The sequence below is a fragment of the Solwaraspora sp. WMMD937 genome (assembly GCF_029581175.1).
GTDB lineage: Bacteria > Actinomycetota > Actinomycetes > Mycobacteriales > Micromonosporaceae > Micromonospora_E.
In genome coordinates, this window is the sequence record NZ_CP120738.1 from 6,126,270 (window position 1) to 6,147,719 (window position 21,450).

The window sequence follows — 21,450 nt, forward strand, 5'->3', positions numbered from 1 at the left end:
GCGGCAGTCAGGCTCCGGGCCCGGCCGGGCAGCCCCGGTCGGTGGGCCCGGTCGGGAATCGTCGGCGGGCCGGCGTGGTTGTACATGGTCACGGCGCGCAGCAGCGCACCCGCGCCCCACCCCGGGGCGTGCCGGAGCCGCCGCGAGCCGACATCGCACGTCTGAGATCCCGTACCACCCGGATGACCGTTTACCGCGCACCCGCCCGCCCGTGACGGGTGTGCCCCCTCGGCAAACGGAAGGTGGACCCCCCATGACCACGATCATCACCCGCACCCTGCGTACCAGCCTGCGCACCACCGCCCTCGGCATCGCCGGGCTCACCCTCGCCGGCGGCGCGGTCGCCGCCCCCGCCCTGGCCGCCGACCACGCCCCCACCGCCCTGGCCGCACCCGTGGCCGCCGCCAGCAGCGACCGCGTCGACACCGGCAAGCTGACCCCGCACGGCGTGCAGGGCGAACAGTCCCGCATCAGCCTGTCCGGCGAGCAGACCGACAACGTCAAGGGCATCATCGCCGCCACGAAGAAGGCCGGCATGGACGAGCGGGCCGCCGTGGTCGCCATCGCCACCGCCCTGCAGGAGTCCAAGCTGGAGAACCTCGGCCACCTCGGCGACCGCAACGACCACGACTCGCAGGGCCTGTTCCAGCAGCGCCCGTCGTCGGGCTGGGGCACCGTCGAGCAGATCACCGACGTCGAGTACTCCACCACCGCGTTCCTGAACGGGCTCAGGGCCGTCGACGGCTGGCAGGACATGCCGCTGACCGAGGCCGCCCAGACCGTCCAGGTGTCGGCGTACCCGGACCACTACGCCCAGTGGGAGACCCAGGCCGCCGAACTGGTCGCCCAGCACTGGAACAGCTGACCGCAGACACCAACCCCAACGGCACAGAGCAGCTCAGTCCAAGGGCCGGACCCCCCACGTCGGGGTCCGGCCCTCGACGCACCCCGAACCGGATCAGTCGAAACGTACAGTTATTTCGATGTCCAGCCAGTCTGGCAGGTCACCGGCGGTCCCGACGCACGCGAGGAAGCTGAGCGGCTGCCCGCTCGAGAATCGTGGTTGAGACTGGCCGAAGATGTCCCGGATCTGATCCGGGGTGGCCGACCGCCCCTCGTCCAGTGCCACCACCGCGGCGGGGTTGTTGCACTCCGCTGTCGAACGACCGGCCTTGACGAAGAGAACCGTTCGGTCCACCAGCCCGATCCGGGGAACCTCTACCCCGACAAGTCGCCCCGGTGACACGACGCCGAAGGCCGGAAACTGGCCGAGATACGGCACAAAGCCCTCCCAGATGATCTGCCGCTGCAGTCGTACGGTCCTGGTCTGTGGGCCCGGCGGTTCGCTTGGCGCGTCAACGAAGCTGGCGAGCTCGTTGACCTTGGTGTTGTCGTAGTAGTAGACGCGCGGATCGGAGCCGGCCACGAGGAACGCCCCGATCGTGCCGCCGCCGCCCCAGGTCGGAGCGTCGGCGCTGTCGGTGACGTCCTGGTAGTGCCAGCCGCCGTCGTAGTAGGCGTACTCGTAGATGTGTCCGGTGTATGTGCCCTTCGAGTAGACCCGCGCGTCGCCACCGCTGCCCATCGGGAAGCCGGCCAGTCCGGCGGACTCCGGACGGACAGCTCCCACATCTTCGGTGAGATCGCGGTGGTGCCAGCGACCCTGCCAGTACGACAGTTCGCGCACGTGCTCCGACGTGTCCATGTAGTAGATCCGCGAATCAGGGCCGCCCACGGTGAAGCCAGCCAGCAGATTGCCGTCCGCAGCCGGGGCGCCGATGTCACGGACGAGATCTCGGTGGTGCCAGCGACCCTGCCAGTACGACAGCTCGTGCACGTGCCCGTCGCGGTCCAGGTGGTAGACCCGGGAGTCGGCACCGCCCGCGGTGAACGCGACGAGTGCGAACAGGGCCGCCTCCGGGGCACCGACATCTGCGGTCAGATCGCGATGGTGCCAGCCCTGTTGCCAGTGGGAGAACTCGCCCACATGCCCGTCGTAGTTCATGTAGTAGACCCGTGGATCAGTGCTGGTCGCCTGGAACGCTGCGATAGCGGCGACGGAGCTCGCCGGCGCGCCGGCCTCGGCGGTCAGATCACGATCATGCCAACGGCCATCGTGGTACGCGAGCTCGTGCACATGGTCGTCGTAGTCATCGTGGTAGACGCGCGGCTCCGTTCCATTCATCGCGAACCCGGCCAACCGCCCTCTTCTGACCACCCGGGCGTCCGCAGCGGCGGTGATGTCACGGTGGTGCCAACCGCCCTGGTAGTAGGCAAGCTCATGCACGTGGTGGTCGTCGCCTGGGTAGTAGAGCCGGGGATCGGTGCCGTTCACCGGAAAGGCGACCAGATCTCCCGCAACGTCCGGGGCACCGGTTTCATGGGTGAGATCGCGGTGGTGCCAACTCCTTGTCTGTGCCGCAGAGACGTCCCGCGCCGAGCCGGCATGCTCCCGCGCCTTGTCCCTGGCCTCGTCCAGAACCTTGTTCCCGAGTTTCACGTCGACCTCCCGAATGCGCCCGTACAACGCGCCCGTCCCGGACGGGACCCGCTGGTTTCCTCGCGGCCTACCCACGAACCGCCTGGCTATCCCCGCCAGCCGCAGTAGCTGTCCTCGATCTGCTCCGACCAGCTCAGCTGCGGCCGAGCAGGTCGGCGTTGAGGATGGTGCCGGCCAGGCACCACCAACCACCGTCGGTGACCTCTTCGAGGATCACCAACGTGGTTGGCCAGGCGCGTTCGCCGTACCCGTCCACGAAGGCGTCGGTGACGGCGGCCGGGCAGGTCAGCGGGCGTGCGGGTCGGCGGCGTTGAGGGTGGCCACGACCTGGTCGTAGTCGCCGCGTACCTCGGCGTACCGAAGGAACTTCACTCGCTCGACGAGGATCTCGTGAGCGTGCGGGTCGGCCTTGATCAGAGCCATCACCTCGTCGGCGTACTCGTCGAGCGGCATCGCGAACTCCGACGTCTGCTGGCCCGGCAGCAGCCCGGTCCGCACGGCGGGCGGGACCAGCTCCGTCACCTGTACGCCGATCGGCGCCAACTGCAGGCGCAGCGTTTCGCTGAGCTGGTGGATCGCTGCCTTGGTGGCGTTGTACGTCGGGGTGACGCGCAGCGGGACGTGCGCCAGCCCGGAGGAGACCGTAATGATCGTGGCATCGGGCCGGGTCTGCAGGTGCCCGGTGAACGCGGCGATCAGCCGGATCGGGCCGAGCAGGTTGGTGGTCACGATCTGCTCGGCGTCGGCGAGGAAGGCCGGGTCCGTCCAGTCCTCGCGCCGCATGATGCCGGCCATCGCGACCAGGACGTTCAGCTCCGGGTTGCGGCCAACGACGGTGGCGGCGGCCTGCGCGATGGACGCCGGGTCGGTGACGTCGATGGGTACGGTGCCGAAGCCGTGCTCGGCGGCGAACTCGTCGAGCAGGTCGGCGCGGCGGCCGCCGATGATCACGGTGTTTCCGTTGGCCTGCAGCCGCTCGGCCAGGGCGAGTCCGATTCCGGATGTGCCACCGGGCAGGAAGATGGTGTTTCCAGATGGGTTCATGCCCTCTACGTTCGGCGTCGCGTGCGCCGGGCGGCAGAGACCCGGTGATCGGGGGACCGGCGATCCCTGGTTGGGCCGGGCCCTTCGGTCGCAGGATGGGGGCATGGACCGTACCGGCCTGGCCGATTATCTCCGCCGCCGTCGTGCGGCGCTGCGTCCCGCCGATGTCGGCCTGGTGTCGGGCGCTCGTCGGCGCACGCCGGGGTTGCGGCGCGAGGAGGTGGCGGCGTTGACCGGGATGTCGGTCGACTACTACGTACGGCTGGAGCAGCGACGCGGGCCGCAGCCGTCGGAGCAGATGCTCGCCGCGCTCGCCCGTACCCTGCGGCTGACCGCCGAGGAACGCGACCACCTGTACCGGCTGGCCGGCCACAACGTGCCGCGTCGCATGCCTGAGGACGGGCATGTCGCGCCGGCCCTGCTGCGGGTGTTGGACCGGATGGCGGACACTCCGGCGCTGATCCTGTCGTCGCTGAGCGAGGTGCTGGTGGCGAACCGCCTGGCGGTGTCGATCTTCGGTGATCCGGCGTCGCGGACCGGTCTGGCCCGCAGCGACGTCTACCGCTGGTTCACCGACCCGGCCGCCCGGTCGGTGTATCCGCCGCACGACCACGACCGGCAGGGCCGGAGCCTGGTCGCTGCGCTGCGGGTGGCGTACGGCGCGGCGGGGCCCCGGTCACGAGCCGGCGAGTTGGTGCGGGCGTTGCTGGCCGGTTCGGGTGAGTTCCGCGACCTGTGGCAGCGGCACGAGGTGGCCCGCCGGTTCGCCGATCACAAGACGCTGGTGCATCCCGAGGTCGGCGACATCGAGGTGGACTGTCAGGCGCTGTTCACCGAGGACCAGGGGCAGGCGTTGCTGGTGCTGACGCCCCGGCCGGGCAGCGAGGCCGAGGAGAAGATCCGGCTGCTCGCGGTGCTCGGTGTTCAGGACTTCGCCGGTACGGTCCGGTAGCGCACCGCCGTCGCACCCCCTGCTGCCCAGGCCAGGTCAGCCTCGGGGACGTCCCGGTCAGCCCAGGATCGCCCGTAGGGCGTCGACCACCCGATCCTGGTCGGCGTCGGTCAGGTCGGGATGGATCGGCAGGGACAGCTCCTCGGCGTAGTACGCCTCCGCTGTCGGGCACTGCCCCTGCCGGTAACCCAGGTCGGCGAATACCGGATGCCGGTAGACCGGCAGGTAGTTGACCTGGACACCGATGCCCGCCGCCCGCATCCGGTCATAGACCTCACGGCGGCGACCAGCGAGTACGCGTACCGGATAGAGATGCCAGACCGGGTCGACCCAGGGCCGCCGCTCGGGCAGCCGCAGACCCGGCAGATCGGCGAGCAGTTCGTGGTAGCGGGCCGCGAGTCGGGCCCGGTCGGCCTTGAACCGGGGCAGCCGGGTCAGCTGGTTGAGCCCGAGTCCGCAGAGGACGTCGGAGAGCCGGTAGTTGAGGCCGAAGCTGTGCACCTCCTGGTGCCAGCCGCCCTCGTCGCCGTATCGCAGCCGGTCCGGGTCACGGACCATGCCGTGGTTGGCGAACCGGCGTACCCGGTCCAGCAGGTCCGGGTCGGTGCCGGTCACCGCGCCGCCCTCGCCGGTGGTGAGGTTCTTGGTCGGGAAGAACGAAAAGGTCGTCAGGTCGGCGAGCGCGCCGACCGGCACGCCCCGGTACGTCGACCCGATCGCGTGCGCCGCGTCGTCGAACAGCAGCGCCCCCGCGTCGGCGGCGGCCTTGCGCAGCTGCCCGTACTCGGCGGGATGGCCGGCGTAGTCGACGGCGGTGACCACCCGGGTCCGGGAGGTCACCGCGGCCTGTACGGCGGCCGGGTCCAGGTTGCCGGTGGCGTCCTCGACGTCGGCGAAGACCACTCGGGCGCCGTGCAGCGCGGCGGTCGCGGCTGTCGCGACGAAGGTCAACGGCGTGGTGACCACCTCGTCGCCGGGGCGCAGGCCGACGGCACCGTACGCGGTGTGCAACGCGGCGGTGCCGGAGCTGACGCTGACGCAGCCCACCCCGCCGAGGTAGCCGCCCAGCTCGCTCTCGAACCGGCGGACGGTCGGGCCGGCGGTCAGCCACTCGGTGCGTACGGCGGCGGCGACCGCTTCGGCGTCGGACTCGTCCAGGCAGGGACGCCCGTAGGGAAGCATCGAATCACTCCATCACTGGTCGGTGGGTCACACCCTGCTGAGCGGGGCAGGTCGCGGTTGGGCGTCACCGGCTCCCTCAGGGTGCGGGTCGTCGGCTCCTCCGGGGTGCGGGTCGTCGGAGTCGGTAAGGCGGGGCCGGTCGGGTCCCTGCCGGCGGGCGGTCCAGCGGGTCAGCAGCAGCCAGGACGACGCCGAGATGCCGGCGTACAGCGTGACGCAGGCGACCGCCGCGCCCGCCGTACCCCACAGCTGGACGGCCAACAGGAACAGCACCAGCGCAGCCGCGCTCCAGGCCACGCCGAACGCACCGACCGCGCCCATCCGGCCGGCACCGAGCAGGGCCCGGCTCGCCACCGCGTACGGCACGAACGCGACCTCGGCGACCAGCAGCACCACCAGCAGCGGCCCGGCGGCGGCGAACCCGGGGCCGAGCAGCGGGATGACCAGCAGCCAGCCCAGCAGCCCGGTCACCGCGCCGACGGCGGTCACCACGCCGGCGGTCGCCGCGACCGTGCGGACCGGGCGCAACGGTCCGGACGCGACGGCCGCGTCCCGGTTGACGAGCTGGCCGATCGCGTTCGGCACCATCCTCGGCACCTGGCCGAGGGTGGACGCCACCGAGTAGACGCCGACCGCCGCCGCCCCGGTGAGCGCGCCGAGGACGTAGCGGTCCAGCCGCAGCGCCAGGGCCAGCCCGAGGGTGAGACCGAGTGCCCGGCAGCCCCGGCCGAGCAGTCCGGACAGTTCGCGTCGGGTCGGGGCCTGGAAGCAGAGCAGCCCGGTGGCCCGCAGCGCGACGACCTGCGCGGTGGTCGCCGTCAGCATGCCGGCCCCCTGCCCGAGCAGCAACGCCCAGACGCTCGGCGCGACGGTGACCGCGACGAGCAGGCCGAGCCCGCCGCCGAGCGTGGTCGCCATCGCCCAGAGACTGCCGGACCGGAACAGACCGGCCGCGTACCAGCCGTCGGGTAACTGGGTGTGGGCGACGTACCCGCAGGTCAGCACGGACAGGGCGAGCAGGTAGCGGGGGTCGGCGAGCGCCGGGTCGATCAGCGGCGCGGACAGCGCCGACACCGCGACGGCGAGTACGGCGGCGCCGACCGTGGCCGCCACCGACCACCAGGTGTAGCTGGCGACCAGGTCGCGTCGCCGGGCACCGCCGCCCGCCGCCGGATACGCCGAACGCAGTTGCGGCCCGGTGCCGAGGCCTGCGAGCAGCGGGACGATGCCGGCGGTGGACACGCCCAGCACCATCAGACCGCGGCCGTGCGGGCCGAGCACGCTGGCGGCCAGCAGCGCCGCCACCATGTTGCTGCTCATCTGGACGGCGCTGGAGCCGGCCAGCAGGACCAGGGTGGACCGCCGGTCGCGGGTCACCGCGCCTCGGCCCGCCACAGCGACCGCCACTGTGCTGCGGCATGCCGGGTCTGGAACGGTGAGGTCGCGAAGCTCTCCCGGATCCGGTCGCGGTCGGACGGGCCGGTCCGGGCGCTGCGCAGCACCGCCTCGGCCCACCGGTGCGCGCCGGCCGAAAGGTCGACGAGGGTGAGGCCGTCGACGTACCGGGACGCCTCACGCAGGCAGGGCAGATCGGTGGCGACGACGGGCAGCCCGGCGGCGAGCGCTTCGAGCACCACGCCGGGCAACCCCTCCCAGTGGGAGGGCAGGACGAACACGTCGGCAGCGGCGAGCACCGGGGCGATCTCGTCCACTTCTCCGCCGAGGATCACCGTCGGGTCGTCCGGCACGTCCGGGTGGGCCGACACCAGGTCGTCGACCCCGCACGGCCCGACAATGAGCAGCCGGGTATCCGGCGACGCCGTACCGACCGGCGGTGCCGTACCAGCCAGGGCGTCGGTCCGGGCCCGGACCGCACGGTGCACGTCGACCAGGAACGGCCGGTTCTTCTCCGGCGCGGCCCGGCCGATGTAGCCGATGACCATGGCCTCGGGTGGGATGCCCCACCGTCGGCGGGCCGATTCCCGGTCGCCGCCGACGACCCGGGTCGCGTCGACGCTGTTGTAGAGGATCCGGCAGCCGGGCATGCCGACGTGACGGCCGGCGTACGCCATCGCCGCGTCGCTGACCGCGACGATGTCGGTGGCGACCACATGCAGCAGGCGGCGCAGGGCGGCGCGCAGCAGCCGGCGGGCGACGGTGTCGCGGCGGCCGTCCCCTTCGCTCCACATCCGGGCGATGCGCACCGGCACGCCCATCCCGGCGGCTACCGCCAGCACCACCGCGCTGAACAGGCTGATGTGCGACACGACGACGTCGGGCCGCCGCCGGCGCAGGCAGCGACGCAGTCGCAGCGGGAAGGTGAGGGCAGGACGCTGCGGGACCTGGACGACCGCCGCCCCGGCAGCCCGGAACTGTGGTGCCAGGCTGCCTGCCCGTCCGCCCATGGTGATGAACGTCTGGCGCACCTCGGTGGCCGGGACGGCCCGGCACATGTCGAGCGAGAGCGTCTCCGCGCCGCCGCGGTCCAGCGTGCCGATGACGTGGACGACGTGCACGGCTCTGCCGGCCGGGCGGTGCGATCCCGCCTGTGGTGGAGCTTCGGTTGGGATGGCAGTTGGGCGGGTCACACGTAGCTCCTCTGGGTGGCTCGGCCGGGCCCTCCGGTGCGCTCGGCGGTCGCCTCGGCGACGGCCTGGTAGTAGGCGGTCCGCCGGGCGGTGAGCAGATCGGCCGAGAAGTCCCGGGCCCGGGTGAGGTTGCGGGCGGACGCGGCGGCCATCAGCTCCGGGCGGTCCAGTAGCGCCGCGACGGCGCCGGCCCACCGGCCCGGGTCGTCCGGCGGGACCAGGAACCCGGGTGGCAGCAGCTCGGGAATGCCGCCGACAGGTGAACCGATCGCGGGCAGTGCCCGCGCCATCGCTTCGATCAGCGCCCGGGGCAGCCCTTCGGTGCGCGACGGCATGACGAACAGGTCGGCGGCGTCGAGTTGCCGGCGGACGGCGTCCCCGCCGGGCAGCGCGCCGGTCAGGACGACCCGGTCGGCGACGCCGTACCGGCGGGCGAGGTCGGCCAGCTCGGCGCGGTGCCGTCCGTCGCCGACGTGGACCAGCCGGACCGCCCGGCCGTCGGCGGTCAGGGTGGCGAGCGCGGCGATGAGGGTGTCGATGCCCTTGTACCGCTGTTCGAGCGAGCCGACGGAGATCAGGGTGGCCGGCTGCGGGGTCGGTGCGACGGCCCCGGTCCGTCCGATGGTGCGGGCGGTGTCGACGTACGCGGCCGGAGTGAGGTCGACATCGGACACCGCGACGCTCAGCGCACCCGCCGAGGTCGGGTACCTGTCCTGCAGGAAACGGTCGGTGACGTAGGCGGCGCCGATAGCGCGGCGGCACTGCCGGCGCAGTCGGTCGACGTACAGCCGCCGCAGGACGGGCCGCAGCGGGTGGTCCACCACGCCGGGGGCGAACAGGTCGTACGGATCACCGACCACTTCCATCGCGTACGGCAGGCGACGGCGGTCCCGGGCGGTGGCCAGCAGCGTGCCGATCGGCGACGGCGCCCGCAGGATCACCGCGTCCTGCGGGCCTGCACAGTCGCGCACAGCTCGACCGATCGCCGCCCGGTGGGTGAGGTAGCGGTACGGCCCGAGGTAGTACGGCACCGGCCAGACCTCGACGCCGGGTCCGTCGACCCGTTTCGCCTCAGCGGCCGGCTCGGCCTCGTCGCGTACCCGGGCGACAACCCGGACCTCGTCGAACGCCGCCAGGTACCCGCTCCAGAACTGGTGGTCCTGCCCGGTCCGGGCCCAGATCGCGCCGTCCGGGGTACGGGCGAACCGCGCCTCGATGGTCACCACCACTCGCATCGTTCCTCCACAGGCACCCGTCGGAAACGCCCATGTTCAGGGCGGTATCTACACTTTCAGTCGGTGATGAGCCTCGGCCCCGGCCGCCTCGGCCCCGGCCGCCTCGGCCCCGGCCGCCTCGGTCGCTGGCGCTGACGGGTCAGGCGGCAGCGGGCGGTGGTAGCCGTACCGGCGTAGCAGCGGCGCGCACAGTCCGGTGAGGGTCCGGCGGGCGGCAACCGGCAGGCCGGTGCGCCAGGCGTCATCGACCCGCAACCGCAGGCGGCCGGTGGTGAACCGCATCCGGTTGCCGGAGACGCTGTGCAACTCGCCCAGTTCCACCTCTCCGGCGGACAGGTAGGACAGATCCAACCCGGTCTGGGGCAGACCGGCGAGCCGGCTCAGCGTCCCGGCCGTGCCCAGCGGATCGGCGAGGAACTCCTCGTACCGCATCCGGTGCACCAGCCGCCCGCCGACCGCGCCGTGCCGCCGCCGGCCCAGCCGGCCCAGCAGGTCGTACGCGGCGTTGTGCCCGCTCCAGGTCAGCGCGCACCGGGCCGCCGGGAACCGGGGCACCGCGACGTCGGTGCCGGACTCCGGGTCGTGCACCCGGCGCATCCAGGAGTACGCCACTCCCCTCGGATCCCGCACCAGGTGCAGGATCCGCAGATCGGCCGGACCGGCCCAGCGCAGCCCGTACGCCAACGCGGTGTCCTTGGACGAGTCGACGACGACCCGGGCCCCGGTCACCGCCGCCGCGGCGGCGTAGATGCGCGCGTGGTAGTCGACGTACTCGATCACCCGGTCCCGACGCCGCTCGCCGAGCCACGGGGCGGCGAGCAGCCCGACGTGCCGGGTCCGGCCGACGACAGCGCGCAACCGGGCGATCCGGGCGGGGTCAACGTTGTCCCAGCCACCGAAGGCGTACTCGCCGATCCTGCTCCACAGCGGACAGTCCCGGAACGCCGCACCGCACCCGCACAGCCGGTTGTCCCGTACCCCGTTGTCCCAGACCTGCGCGACCTCGCCCAGCCCGCACACCCCGGGCAGCTCGTTGAGCACCCGCTCGATGAGAGTGCTGCCGCTGCGGCCGATCCCACCGATGTAGCACAGCCGCATCAGTGCCTGCCCCGGGAGGCGTACACGTAGTACGGGATCCACGGCCGGGGGTCGGCCGGTCGGGTGGTGATCGTGTACCCGGCGTCGCGCAGCAGCGCCTTGACCGGCGCGAAGGTGCGCATCCACGCGTCGGCCGGGCCCTCGGCCTTGAAGTCGTGGCAGGACACGACGAGGTTGCCGACCACGTCGAGCACGTCGCGGGCCCCCTCCAGCACGCTCAGCTCGGCACCTTCGATGTTCATCTTGAGCAGGTCGACCCGGTCGACCCCGCAGGTCCGCAGGATCTCGTCCAGCCGGCGGCCGGTGACCTCGATCCCGCCGGTGCCCTCCTGGCTGATCCCGTTGCGGATGTGGCTGAGCGCGTCCTCGTCGATGCGGACCGGACCGGCCTCGCCGACCACCGCGCACTCCAGCAGCGTCACGTTGGACAGCCGGTTGAGCTCGACGGTGCGACGTAGGCAGCGGAACGTACGAGGATGCGCCTCGATGCTGAGTACCCGGCCCTGCTGACCGACCACTCGCGAGAACAACCGGACCTCGGTGCCGACACCGGCCCCGATGTCGACGACGGTGTCACCGGGACGCGGGTGGTAGCCGTACAGGAAGGTGTCGCGGACCACCAGGTCCTCCCGCTCGGCGGACAGCCCGCCCAGCTCGGTGTTGACCACCGTCCCGCCCCGGTACCGGTGAATCCAGGTGTCCTCCTCGTACCGCACGACGCAACGCGAGCGGGACCGCAGCGACAGCGCGATACCGCCGAGCCCGGCGATGATCCGGGGGTCGACCCGGTCGTCGACCACATCGAGGATCCGGCGACGCAGACTCACCGCCATGACGGCACCCGCCCTTCGGTTCGGTCCGGAGCATCTGACGGCGTCGGATCTTCGGCACCGGTCGGTCGGCCGTGGTCGCGGTACCAGGCGAAGGTCCGCCCGACACCCTCCTCCAGCGCGACCGCCGGCTGGTAGCCGGTGAGCCGGCGCAGCAGACCCAGGTCCGGGCAGCGTCGGTGCACCGAGCCGGCGGGCGCCGGCTCGGGCCGCAGGCCGGCGTGGCTGCCGGCGGTACGCAGCACCAGCTTCGCCAGGTCGGCGATGTTGGTCTGCTCCGTGTCGTCGCCGATGTGCACGATCCGGCCGGCCGCGTCGTGGGTGGCCATCAGCCGGACCACCGCCTCGACCGCGTCGTCGACGTAGCAGAAGGCGCGGTACTGGTCGGCACCCGGCACCCGGAACGGGTCCTCGCCACGGAGCGCCCGCAGCGACATCTCCGGGACCACGTGGTCGGTGCCCATCCGGGGCCCGTACACGTTGTGGAACCGGCCCACCACGGCGTGCGCGCCGACCGCGCGGGACCCGTGCAGCACGGCCGCCTCGCCCAGCAGCTTGCTGGTGGCGTACGCGAAACGGGGTGCCGTCACGTCGGCCACCATCGCCGGGACGTCCTCACCGGTCGGTACGGCGGCCACCCCGGCGTCGACGGCACCGGCGTACACCTCACTGGTGGAGCTGAAGAAGACCCGGTCGGCGGCGTCGATCCAGTCCATCAGGTGCAGCGCGACGAGCGCGTTGATCCGGACCACCCGGGCCGGGTCGGCCTCGACGTTGCGCACTCCGACCACGGCGGCCAGCAGGTAGACCTGGTCCCAGTGGCGGGGCAGCGCCGCCCAGGTCGCGGCCCGGGTGAGGTCACCGGCGACCACCTCGACCGCCGGGTCGGCGCAGACCTGAGCGAGTTCGGCGTCGTCGCGGCCCCGGGAGAAGTCGTCGACCACGGTGACCGCGTGACCGTCGGCGACCAGCCGGCGCACCAGGTGCAGGCCGATGAACCCGGCACCGCCGAGGACCAGCGCGCGCATCACACCGGCTCCCTGGTGGACCGGTAGCCCAGGCTCTCGTAGTGCACCCCGGCCGCCCGCACCGACTCCTCGTCGAGGATCCGCCACGAGTCATAGATGAACCGGACCGCGGTGCCGGGCAGCAGCGTGCCCACCGGCAGCCCTCGGTAGTCGGGGTGGTCGTTGAGCACCAGGACCGCGTCGGCCTCGCTGAACGCCTTGTCGAGGCTGACCGGCTCGCCGCCGTGGGCCCGGATGACCTCGTCGGCCACCAGCGGGTCGTGGCCGAGCACCCGTAGCCCGGCCCGGTCGAACGCCGGCAGCATCGCCACGACCGCCGCGCCGCGCATGTCGTCGGTGGGCGGCCAGCCCTTGTACGCCCAGCCGAGGACGGCGAGGGTCGCTCCGGCGGTCACGCCGCGCAGTTGCCGCAGCCGCCCGACGACGGCCTCCGCCACCTGCACCGGCAGCTGCTCGTTGCGCTGCCGGGCCGCGGCGACGAGCAGCGGGGTGTGCGCCGGTGCGCTGGCACCGAACAGGTACGGGTCCTTGGACAGGCAGCTCCCGCCGACGAAGCCGGGGCGGGCCAGGTCGGGTCGCGGGTAGTCGTGGTTGGCGGCCCGGACGACCTCCAACGGGTCCACCCCGTGCGCCCCGGCGAGCAGGGCGATCTCGTTGCCGTACGCGTAGATCAGGTCGGTGTGGCAGTTGTTGGCCAGCTTCACCAGCTCGGCGGTCTCCAGGCTGGAGACCGGGACCACCTGCCGGGCGAGCCGGCCGAACAGGGCCACCCCGGCGCGTCGGCTGTCGTCGTCGAGACCGCCGACCACCTGGGGCAGTTCGGTGAGCTCGCGCAGCGCCTGCCCCTGGATGGTCCGTTCCGGTGCCATCACCAGCCGGGCCCCGCCCCAGGCTGCGGTCAACGCCGGCAGGACGACCCGCCGGCTGGTGCCGACCGGCACGGTGCTGCGCACCACGACCAGGGTCTGCGGTCCGCAGCGCCGGGCGATCTCGGTCGCGGCGGCCGCGACGTTGGTCAGGTCCGGCTGTCGGGTGCCGTCGCGGACCGGGGTCGACACGCAGATGACCGCTGCGTCGAGATCCGGCGGAAGGGTCGGATGGACGAACAGGTTGCGGCCGAGGGTGTCCCGCAGCGCCTCGGCCAGGCCCGGCTCGTACAGGTGGACCCGGCCGGCCGACAGCGCCTCCCGGACGCGCGGCTCGCTGTCGACGCCGTGCACCTCGAATCCGTTGCGGGCCAGGCCGGCCGCCAGGGTCAGCCCGACGTAGCCCATGCCCACGATGCCGATTCGATCCACCATTGTCGCTCCTTGTCCGAGATCGAGGTCTGTCCGGTCCGGGCGCGCGTTCATGCGGGCTCCCGCAGCGCGGCCGGCAGCAGGATCGGTTTCAACGTCTCGAAGCTGCGATTCGCCTCGTCGTAGTCCTCGGGCCGACCGATGTCCAGCCAGTAGCCGTCGAAGTCGTAGGCGGCGGGCGGGTTGCCCTGGTTGATCAGGTCGATCATCAGCTGGTCGAAACCGAACGCGATGCCGCTCGGGTACGCCGCGATCGTCTGCCTGCTGAGCCCGTACACGCCCATGCTGACCCGGTAGTCCAGGGTGGGTTTCTCGTTGAACTCGACGACCTTGTCCCCCTCGACGGCGAGGACACCGAAGTCGACCTTCACCTTGCGCCGGAAGGTCGCCACGGTCACCGGGGCGCCCGAGTCGGTGTGGGCCCGCAGCAGGTCGGCGTAGTTGAGGTTGGTGAGGATGTCGCCGTTCATCACCAGGAACCGCTCCGGCAGCCGGTCGCGCATCGTGAACAGTGGTCCGACGGTGGACAGCGGAGTCCGCTCCTGCGCGTAGTCGACGGACAGGCCGTGCCGTGAGCCGTCGCCGACGAACGCCCGGATCAGCGAGCCGTGGTGGTTGATCGCGATGGTCACGGTGCGGAATCCGCAGGCGGCCAGCTGGTGCAGGACCACGTCGAGGATCGCGAAGTGCTCGCCGATCGGCACCAGTGGCTTGGGCAGCGCCGTGGTGTACGGCCGCAACCGCACCCCTCGGCCGCCCGCCATGATCACGACATGCATGTCGTCCACCGGTGCACCCCTTCGGCTATTTGAGATGCTTTGAGGCTAGCAGCACGTTAGGCGACGATTGTCGGTATTGACGATGACCAACGGCTGTCCGTGGCCGGCGCGCGACCGCGCAGAGCACCACGAACGCCAGCGGCAGCGCCTCACCGAGGTAGAACGCCAGGATGTTGTCCAGATCGGCGGTGACCAGGATGATCGTGATCGCACACAGCGGCAGGCAGAGCAGCTTCGCGGCGAGGGCGTCACGACGCCGCGCCTGCGCGTAGTACCGGGTGGCGAACCGCAGGAACAGCCCGAGGAACACGAACGACAGCAGGCCGCCGGCCGGTCCGAAGTTGAGGATCGCCTCGCCGGTGACGCCGAAGACCCGTTGCGACCGCAGGCCGGAGTCGTACACGCCCGGCCCGTACAGCACGTCGGTGCCGACCGCCGACTTGCTCCGCACCCACTCGGCACCGATGGAGCCGGGCACCAACAGCAGCGGCGCAGCGACGTAGGTGCTCCCGTAACTCCAGTCGGCGGCACCGGCGTGTTGCCGGTCCAACAGCAACGCCTGGACGTCCGCCCGACCCAGATCGGCCAGTAGCACCGTCGGCACGTCACGGCCCGTCTCCGCGGAGACCTCCTCGACGGTACGGGTGCCCTTGGCGATGTCGACGACCTCCACCCCGGCGCCCTTGTAGAGCCCGTACGCGTACACGAACATGACCACGGCCGCAGCCGAGACGACGAACGCCTTGCGGGTGATCGGCCGCACCAGCAGATGCACCAGGACCAGGCCGAGCACCAGCGGCCACAGCACCGCCGACCGGCTGCCCCGCAGGCCACCCACCAGGAACTGGACCACGACCAGACCGACCAGCAGCAGCACCACCAGGTCGACGCGGCGGCGCAGCAGCTGCCGCCAGCGCACCAGGACCAGGCAGAACAGCAGCAGCGGAAAGGATTCACTGATCAGCAGCAGCCAGCCCATGCCGGCGAATGCCGCACGGTTCTGAGTCATCGCCGCCAGGAAGCCACCCGGCCCGCCGAGCAGTACCACCTCGACCCCGAACGCCAGGACGCCGACGACGACGGCCATCAGGGCGACCGATTGGAAACGCGCCGGGTCGAGTCGGACCGGCGCGGCCTGCCGCGAACTACGACCGGGCAACGACAGGACCACCCGGTAGACAGCCAACCCGACCATGTTCAGTAGCGCGAGCGCGCCCAGCGCCGATCGCCACCCTGCCGCCGACGGGTACAGCAGCGCCGGCCAGTAGTCCAGCATGATGTGCAGCACCGGCGCGAGGTAGTAGAAGTGGACGCCGAACAGGCCGAGGATCGCCTGCGGGTCGAACACGTCGCGCCGCCGCCGCAACCATTCGAAGGCGTCGACGCCGATCAGTACGCCGCAGACCGTGACCGGGATCAGGAACCAGTGCCGCAGCCGCGGGTCCACGCAGGCCAGCAGCGCGCTGGCGGCCGGGATCAGGGTAGCGGCCAGCAGCCAGCTCGTCGCCGGCGTACCCGCATCGTCGCCCGGGCCAGGACCAGTCACGGTGTCCACTAGGTGCCCAGCAGCCCGATCCGCTCGTCCAGCGCCCGCCACAGCAACCGCGAGTAGGTGGCCGAGATGTGGTTGCCGTCGCGCAGCGTGACCACGTTGCCGACCAGCGCCGGGCAGACCGCCGACGTGCAGAACCACGGGATCGGGTCGACGACCAGTGCGCCCTGGTCTCGTGCGGCGTCGGCGATCATCTGCCGTCGACGGGGCTCCAGCACCACGTCGGACACCGCACCGTGACAGGTCCGCGCGTCGGCCAGGTGCAGCGCCAGGCAGTCGACCACGGTCGCCGGCAGCCACGGTACGTCACCGATCAGCACCACCTCGCTGCCGGTGGACCTGATCGTGTCGACGGTCCGGGACCAGCCGTCGGTCCAGACCCGGTCGCGGTCGGTGAACACGCCGACCGGCTCACCGAAGGTGTAGTTGGTCGACGAAGTGATCACCATCGCGGGTCGCAGCTCGCCGATCCGTCGCAGGGCCTGCTCCCGCCACTGGACGCACTCGTCGTACGGCCGGTTGACCGAGTCCAGGTGGAACCGCACCGACGCGGCGCTGCAGAACCCCTTGACCATGACGACCAGTCGCCAGCCGCGCTCGTCGGCCAGCCGACGCACCGCCGGGAACCAGCTGCCCGCGTGCGAGTCGCCGAACAGCACCACGGTCTGCCGCGCGGCCGGGTCGCCGTACCCGCACGGGTGGTCGGTGCCGGTGTCGGTGATCCGCAGCACCACGCAGCCGTCGTGGAAGACGGCCGGGATGTCGGTGGTCACCTCGGGTAGCGGCGGGGTCAGATTGGCCGGCACCGGACCGGTCTCGGCGCTGGCGGCGACCAGCCGGGCCAGGTCATGCTCGACGTCGGCCGAGGCGGCCAGGGTGGCGTCGGTGTCGACCGGGCGGCCCGGCCCTACCAGCGTCGGCTTCGTCGCCAAAGCCGGCACCGCCGCCGCGACGACGACGGCGGACGCCACGGCTGCCAGGCCGACCGTGCGCCACGGCCGGTCCGCCCGTCGGCGCCGCCGCAACGGGGCCTCGACGAGCAGGTACGTGCCGGCGGCGGCGGCCAGCGCCCCGCCGACCAGGCTCAGGTTCTGCCAGATCGTGCCGTGCCCGCCGAGCAGGGCGGCGCCGATGACCAGGAACGGCCAGTGCCACAGGTACCACGAGTACGACAGCCGGCCGATCCACTGCAGTGGACGCAGGGCGAGCAGCCCGCCGACCCCACCGCTGTGCGGCGCGCAGCCGGCGGCGATCACCAGCGCCGCACCGGCGACCGGCAGCAGCGCCGGGTAACCCGGGAACGGGGTGGTGCTGTCGAACAGCAGGGCGGCGGCCAGGACAGCGGCCAGCCCGGTCCAGGCCAGGGCGGCGGCGATCCGGGCCGGCAGCCGCGACACGGCACCGGCCCCGAGGGCGATCAGCACGCCGGCGAGCAACTGCCAGGCCCGCGCCGGGGAGCCGAAGTACGCGTACCCGGGTGACGTGGCGGTCTGCCAGACGCAGAGCGCGAAGGAGAGCGCGGCGACGCTGGCCACGACGACCAGCACCGGCCGCAGATCACCCGGACGCCAGCGCAGCAGACGGGGCCAGCCGAGCAGCACGAGCAGCAGCAGCGGCCAGCACAGGTAGAACTGCTCCTCGACCGCCAACGACCAGTAGTGCTCCAGCGGCGATTCCCGACGCATCGTGTCCAGATAGTCCACGCTGTTGCGGGCCAGCAGGAAGTTCACGCAGTACGCGGCGCTCGCGATCGCCTGGGTGGCGATCCACTGCAGTTGCAGCGGCAGCCACCACCAGGCGGCGACCAGGGTGGTGATCAGCACCAGGACGGCGGCGGGCAGCAGCCGCCGGGCGCGCCGGGCGTAGAAGCCGAGGATGGAGATGGTGCCGTCGGTGGTGTACTCGCGCAGCAGCACCGAGGTGACCACGAAGCCGGAGATGACGTAGAAGACGTCAACGCCGACGTAGCCGCCACCGAACAGTGGGACGCCCGCGTGGTAGAGCACGACGAGCAGTACGGCGACCCCGCGCAGCCCTTCGATGTCGCGCCGGAACGTGCCGTGCCCACGGCCACCGAGCGCGACCGGGCGGGCCGGACCCTGAGCCGGCCCGGGCGGCTTTTCCCGGTCCCGAGCGGTGGTTACCGCGCCGGACGCGCCGGACACACCCGCCGGCACGTCCGTCGTGGCCAGCTCGGAACTGGTCATCGCTACGCACCCACTCTCCGAACCCCGACGGGTACGGACAGTTCTATCAGTGCTTTTCACCGCGAGAGCGGCGTTTGCCGAATTACCTCACCAAGAGCGCTAAACCGCCTCATAAGTGAAAGAGGTACACTGATCGGTCGATAGCCCTGTGGCCGGATCGTCACCCGACCGATGCCGTGCTACGTCAAACCATGGCCTACTCGGCCGGGGTCGTGAAAAAGGTGGCGAGGACGGTCAGGGCGGTACGCGACTCGTCGGGCACGCCGTCGAGCACCGTGGCCGAACCGCGGCCGGCCAGCGCGTCGGTTACCTCGGCGGCCGGCGGGGCGGCCGACTCCACCCGAGTCGCGGCAGGCGTCGCGGTCAGCGTCACCGATTCGTCGGCGACCACTTCGAAGACGCCGCCGCCGTCGCCACCGAGTTCAAGGCGCTGATGTGCCTGGGCACCGAATTTCTGCGCCACCGCCGCCGCGATGAACAGCCCGTACGCGGTCGCACAGCTGGTCGTTTCGGGGTTGGTCGGGCGGTTGACGCCGAGCGGCAGGAAGATGTCGCGTTCGTGCAGCCACGAGTCCCACAGCACGTGCAGCGCCTGCACCGTCCAGTCCATCGGTCCGTACGGCAGGACGACGTCGAACCGGTCGTCGCGGGCCAGCCGGTCCCGGGCGACGGCGAGCGACTTCTCCGTCGTCGCGACGAGCCGGTCGAGGGTGTCAGCCGGCGACTCGCCGGTCGATGCCGCCAGCCAGTGGCGGGGAGTGGTCCGGGGGTCGAACCCGGCTGTCACGTCGAACATCCGGTCGCCCGGATCGGGAGCCACCGCAACGGTGACGTCGCCCAGGTGCCGGACGGTGTCCTGCACCGACCAGCCGGGACAGCGGGTCGGCGCGGACCACTGCTCAGGGCTCAGACTCCGCAGGTCGTCGCAGAGCTGCCGCCGTTGGGCGGCGAAGACGTCGAGCAGCCGCGCGGGATCCAGAACGGACTGATCGGCGGTCCTCAGCAGCAGCGTGTGTGGCGGGCTGTTCCCGGTCATCATCGAGTCCCCTCCGGTCGCCAAAGACACCAGCATATTCCGGAGTTGTCCAACAGGGATCGGCGTTCGAGGTGGATGCCTAGCCGACGGGAGGGGCGGGGGTAACCATGGCGTCAACCTCGCGCAGCAGCGCGTCGTAGCCGGCCGGGCTGGGCTGCTCGTCGCTGACCAGGGCGACGGTGAGCAGCGTCTGCACGGTGATGTTCTCGGCGGTGGCCGGCAGTGTCTCGTGACTGCCGAGCGCGGCCAGCAGCAGGTTCTCCGCGATGACCGGGTCGACCAGGGTGCGGTCGGGGTCGAAGCGTTCCCGGACGCTGGCCACGAACCGGATCACCGCGCCGTGGTCGTCGCGGCGGAACCGCCGGTCGGCGCAGAGCACGAACAACGCGCTGAGCAGGTCAAGATAGTGTTGGCGGTCGGCTTCGGTGAACCGCTCCGTCCGGCGATCGTGGGCATGCACCTGCCCCGCCATCAGATAGCTCAGCGCCGCCACCGGCTGGTTGGTCGGGGCAGACTGACTGGTCGTCATGATCGCAACTCCCGCTTCATGTTGTTCCACAATGTCCGACGGAACACCTGCCAGCGGGTCCGGAACCGCAGGTGCCGGCGGTTGGCGGCGACCACCGTCGACGCCATCCGGGTGCCGATGGCGACGGCGTCACCGTTGGGGTTGGCGATCGGCTGCGCCGCGGCCAGCCGGGCGGTCCGCGCGGCCGGCGGATCGACGCCGGCGTCGAGGGCGTCAATGTAGCGGTCCACCGCACCGGTGCCGACGCTCAGACTGATCTCGACGTCACGCAGCCGGCTCAGCGCGACGGCCAGCCGATCGGCGGTGGCCTGGGCGTGCGGGTGTTCGCTGCGGTGCAGCCGGTCCGTGGCGTACGCCAGCCGGTGCCGCAGGTCGGGCAGCTGGTCGGCGGCGTGCGCGGCGTGCTGGCGGGCGGTCTGCAGTCCGTACAGAATGGATGCGACCGCGACCGGTCGGCCACCCGGCAGCTGCGGGCGTCCGGCGCTGACGGCGTCGAGAACATCACCGTACGCGTCCCACGCCTCGTGCAGCGCACTCTGATAACGGTCGGTGGTCAGCCCAGCGTCCGGGTGCCGCACGCCGGCCAGTTGCTCGTCGGCGTGGGTGACGGCGGTCTCCATCGCCAGGGCGACGGTCCGCAGCACGTCGATCATGTCGGCGGCCACCTGCAACGCCTGCCCGTCGGCCGCGCTGACTTCAGCTTGCATGTCGGTCATGCCGACCTCCGCAACCAGGTGAACCGCGCCCGGTCGGTGTCGGTGGTCCGGGCCGGGTCGAGCAGGGTCTGGTCGAGCAGGGTCGCACCGGGCCGACGGAACGGCAGCCGGTGGTAGCGGGCCAGGGTCGCTTCGGCGGCGGCCAGGTCGGCGCAGGGGCCGGGCCGTCCGCAGCCCAGACAACACCCGTTGTACGCCGAGGTGGTGTGCGTGTCGACGGCCTGTTGCGCGTCGACGACCCGGTCGCGGGCGTACGCCGTGTAGTAGGTAGCTGGCCTCTGGTTGACCGTGGCGGTCGGTGTCGGTGTCGGGGCGGGTCGGGGGTCGGATGTCACCGGTCGGTGCCTCCCGTTCGGGCGTGGAGAGGGCGCGCCTGGTCAGCCGGCGGGGCGGCCGGCTGACCAGGCTCCTTGCGGGGAACCAGCTCCGGGTTTGCAGACCAAGGAGCCGGGCTGAACTTTGTCATACTAGTTTGTACAAGTCAACTCCCTACTACTCTCTACTTGTCTGATCAGGGCTGAGCGTGATCAAATGGCGGCGCAGACCAGGGAGTACAGATGCCCGCCAAACCGAAGTGGGCGCAGATCGCCGATCACGTCCGTGAGCAGATCGCGTCCGGCCAGCTCAGTCCGGGCGACAAGCTGCCCTCGACCGCCGAGATGCGCGCCGAGTACGGCGTCTCGGCCGGCGTCGTCCGGCACGCCATCCTCGTGCTGCAGATGGAGCGCTTGGTCCATGGCGTACACGGGCTTGGGGTGTTTGTCGCCGACCGCGACGACGCCGCCGGCTCGTAGCCCGACCCTGCTGGACCGCCGCCGGCAGGATCCCCCGCGACCTCCGCGAGTGGAGGGCTGAGGCACGAAATTCGGGCGTCTT

21 protein-coding genes are annotated in these 21,450 nt (G+C 71.7%); 3 read left to right on the top strand and 18 right to left on the bottom strand.

Translation table 11 applies throughout. The features are described from left to right. Positions 1-277 precede the first annotated feature (277 nt). Positions 278-865 carry a hypothetical protein gene (locus tag O7621_RS27070; RefSeq protein ID WP_282234758.1) on the top strand — a complete coding sequence of 196 codons (588 nt, stop codon included), beginning with the start codon at positions 278-280 and terminating at the stop codon, positions 863-865. A gap of 93 nt (positions 866-958) precedes the next feature. Here the strand turns inward: O7621_RS27070 and O7621_RS27075 are convergent, their stop codons facing one another. From O7621_RS27075 to O7621_RS27085, 3 genes are all read right to left on the bottom strand, one after another. Further along, positions 959-2,500 carry a hypothetical protein gene (locus tag O7621_RS27075; protein ID WP_282231813.1) on the bottom strand — a complete coding sequence of 514 codons (1,542 nt, stop codon included), beginning with the start codon at positions 2,498-2,500 and terminating at the stop codon, positions 959-961. 133 nt (positions 2,501-2,633) lie between these two features. Continuing rightward, positions 2,634-2,756 (bottom strand): hypothetical protein, encoded by a 123-nt coding sequence (locus tag O7621_RS27080; RefSeq protein WP_282231814.1) that lies wholly within the window; start codon positions 2,754-2,756, stop codon positions 2,634-2,636. 29 nt (positions 2,757-2,785) lie between these two features. Continuing rightward, on the bottom strand, positions 2,786-3,544 hold the full coding sequence (locus O7621_RS27085; protein ID WP_282231815.1) for an SDR family NAD(P)-dependent oxidoreductase: 759 nt from the start codon (positions 3,542-3,544) through the stop codon (positions 2,786-2,788). A gap of 103 nt (positions 3,545-3,647) precedes the next feature. Here O7621_RS27085 and O7621_RS27090 point away from each other — a divergent pair, with 103 nt between their 5' ends. Then, a complete protein-coding gene (locus tag O7621_RS27090; RefSeq protein WP_282231816.1) occupies positions 3,648-4,496 on the top strand; it encodes a helix-turn-helix transcriptional regulator in 849 nt (282 codons plus the stop codon). A gap of 57 nt (positions 4,497-4,553) precedes the next feature. On the opposite strand, the gene O7621_RS27095 is transcribed toward O7621_RS27090, so the two are convergent. From O7621_RS27095 to O7621_RS27165, 15 genes are all read right to left on the bottom strand, one after another. Continuing rightward, positions 4,554-5,678, bottom strand: a complete 1,125-nt coding sequence (locus tag O7621_RS27095) for an aminotransferase class V-fold PLP-dependent enzyme (RefSeq protein WP_282231817.1) — start codon at positions 5,676-5,678, stop codon at positions 4,554-4,556. Between the two features lie 27 nt (positions 5,679-5,705). Then, complete coding sequence (locus O7621_RS27100; RefSeq protein WP_282231818.1) at positions 5,706-7,055, bottom strand: oligosaccharide flippase family protein; 1,350 nt, start codon at positions 7,053-7,055, stop codon at positions 5,706-5,708. Then, positions 7,052-8,266 (bottom strand): glycosyltransferase, encoded by a 1,215-nt coding sequence (locus tag O7621_RS27105; RefSeq protein ID WP_282231819.1) that lies wholly within the window; start codon positions 8,264-8,266, stop codon positions 7,052-7,054. The genes O7621_RS27100 and O7621_RS27105 overlap by 4 nt, the downstream gene beginning before the upstream one ends. Continuing rightward, a complete protein-coding gene (locus tag O7621_RS27110) occupies positions 8,263-9,501 on the bottom strand; it encodes a glycosyltransferase (RefSeq protein WP_282231820.1) in 1,239 nt (412 codons plus the stop codon). Before O7621_RS27110 ends, O7621_RS27105 begins: the two co-directional genes overlap by 4 nt. A 48-nt stretch (positions 9,502-9,549) precedes the next feature. Beyond that, entirely contained in the window at positions 9,550-10,599 is a 1,050-nt protein-coding gene (locus O7621_RS27115) for a sulfotransferase (RefSeq protein WP_282231821.1), read from the bottom strand. After that, entirely contained in the window at positions 10,599-11,426 is an 828-nt protein-coding gene (locus O7621_RS27120) for an FkbM family methyltransferase (RefSeq protein WP_282231822.1), read from the bottom strand. The genes O7621_RS27115 and O7621_RS27120 overlap by 1 nt, the downstream gene beginning before the upstream one ends. Beyond that, the gene (locus O7621_RS27125; RefSeq protein ID WP_282231823.1) at positions 11,423-12,457 is read right to left on the bottom strand and encodes an NAD-dependent epimerase/dehydratase family protein; all 1,035 of its coding nucleotides are present in this window, start codon (positions 12,455-12,457) and stop codon (positions 11,423-11,425) included. The genes O7621_RS27120 and O7621_RS27125 overlap by 4 nt, the downstream gene beginning before the upstream one ends. Continuing rightward, the gene (locus O7621_RS27130) at positions 12,457-13,758 is read right to left on the bottom strand and encodes a nucleotide sugar dehydrogenase (RefSeq protein WP_282231824.1); all 1,302 of its coding nucleotides are present in this window, start codon (positions 13,756-13,758) and stop codon (positions 12,457-12,459) included. The genes O7621_RS27125 and O7621_RS27130 overlap by 1 nt, the downstream gene beginning before the upstream one ends. A 47-nt stretch (positions 13,759-13,805) precedes the next feature. Beyond that, positions 13,806-14,534 carry a sugar phosphate nucleotidyltransferase gene (locus O7621_RS27135; protein WP_282234759.1) on the bottom strand — a complete coding sequence of 243 codons (729 nt, stop codon included), beginning with the start codon at positions 14,532-14,534 and terminating at the stop codon, positions 13,806-13,808. A gap of 25 nt (positions 14,535-14,559) precedes the next feature. After that, positions 14,560-16,080, bottom strand: a complete 1,521-nt coding sequence (locus tag O7621_RS27140; RefSeq protein WP_282231825.1) for a hypothetical protein — start codon at positions 16,078-16,080, stop codon at positions 14,560-14,562. Between the two features lie 8 nt (positions 16,081-16,088). Beyond that, the gene (locus O7621_RS27145) at positions 16,089-18,293 is read right to left on the bottom strand and encodes an acyltransferase family protein (RefSeq protein WP_282231826.1); all 2,205 of its coding nucleotides are present in this window, start codon (positions 18,291-18,293) and stop codon (positions 16,089-16,091) included. Positions 18,294-18,489: 196 nt separating this feature from the next. Further along, the gene (locus O7621_RS27150; RefSeq protein WP_282231827.1) at positions 18,490-19,353 is read right to left on the bottom strand and encodes a maleylpyruvate isomerase family mycothiol-dependent enzyme; all 864 of its coding nucleotides are present in this window, start codon (positions 19,351-19,353) and stop codon (positions 18,490-18,492) included. A gap of 55 nt (positions 19,354-19,408) precedes the next feature. After that, complete coding sequence (locus O7621_RS27155; RefSeq protein ID WP_282231828.1) at positions 19,409-19,858, bottom strand: hypothetical protein; 450 nt, start codon at positions 19,856-19,858, stop codon at positions 19,409-19,411. Then, positions 19,855-20,574: a hypothetical protein gene (locus O7621_RS27160; RefSeq protein WP_282231829.1), complete on the bottom strand. Its 720-nt coding sequence runs from the start codon at positions 20,572-20,574 to the stop codon at positions 19,855-19,857. Before O7621_RS27160 ends, O7621_RS27155 begins: the two co-directional genes overlap by 4 nt. Continuing rightward, on the bottom strand, positions 20,571-20,909 hold the full coding sequence (locus O7621_RS27165) for a hypothetical protein (protein WP_282231830.1): 339 nt from the start codon (positions 20,907-20,909) through the stop codon (positions 20,571-20,573). Before O7621_RS27165 ends, O7621_RS27160 begins: the two co-directional genes overlap by 4 nt. A gap of 222 nt (positions 20,910-21,131) precedes the next feature. Between O7621_RS27165 and O7621_RS27170 the strand changes: the two genes are divergently transcribed. Then, positions 21,132-21,368, top strand: a complete 237-nt coding sequence (locus O7621_RS27170; RefSeq protein WP_282231831.1) for a winged helix-turn-helix domain-containing protein — start codon at positions 21,132-21,134, stop codon at positions 21,366-21,368. Positions 21,369-21,450: the final 82 nt, after the last annotated feature.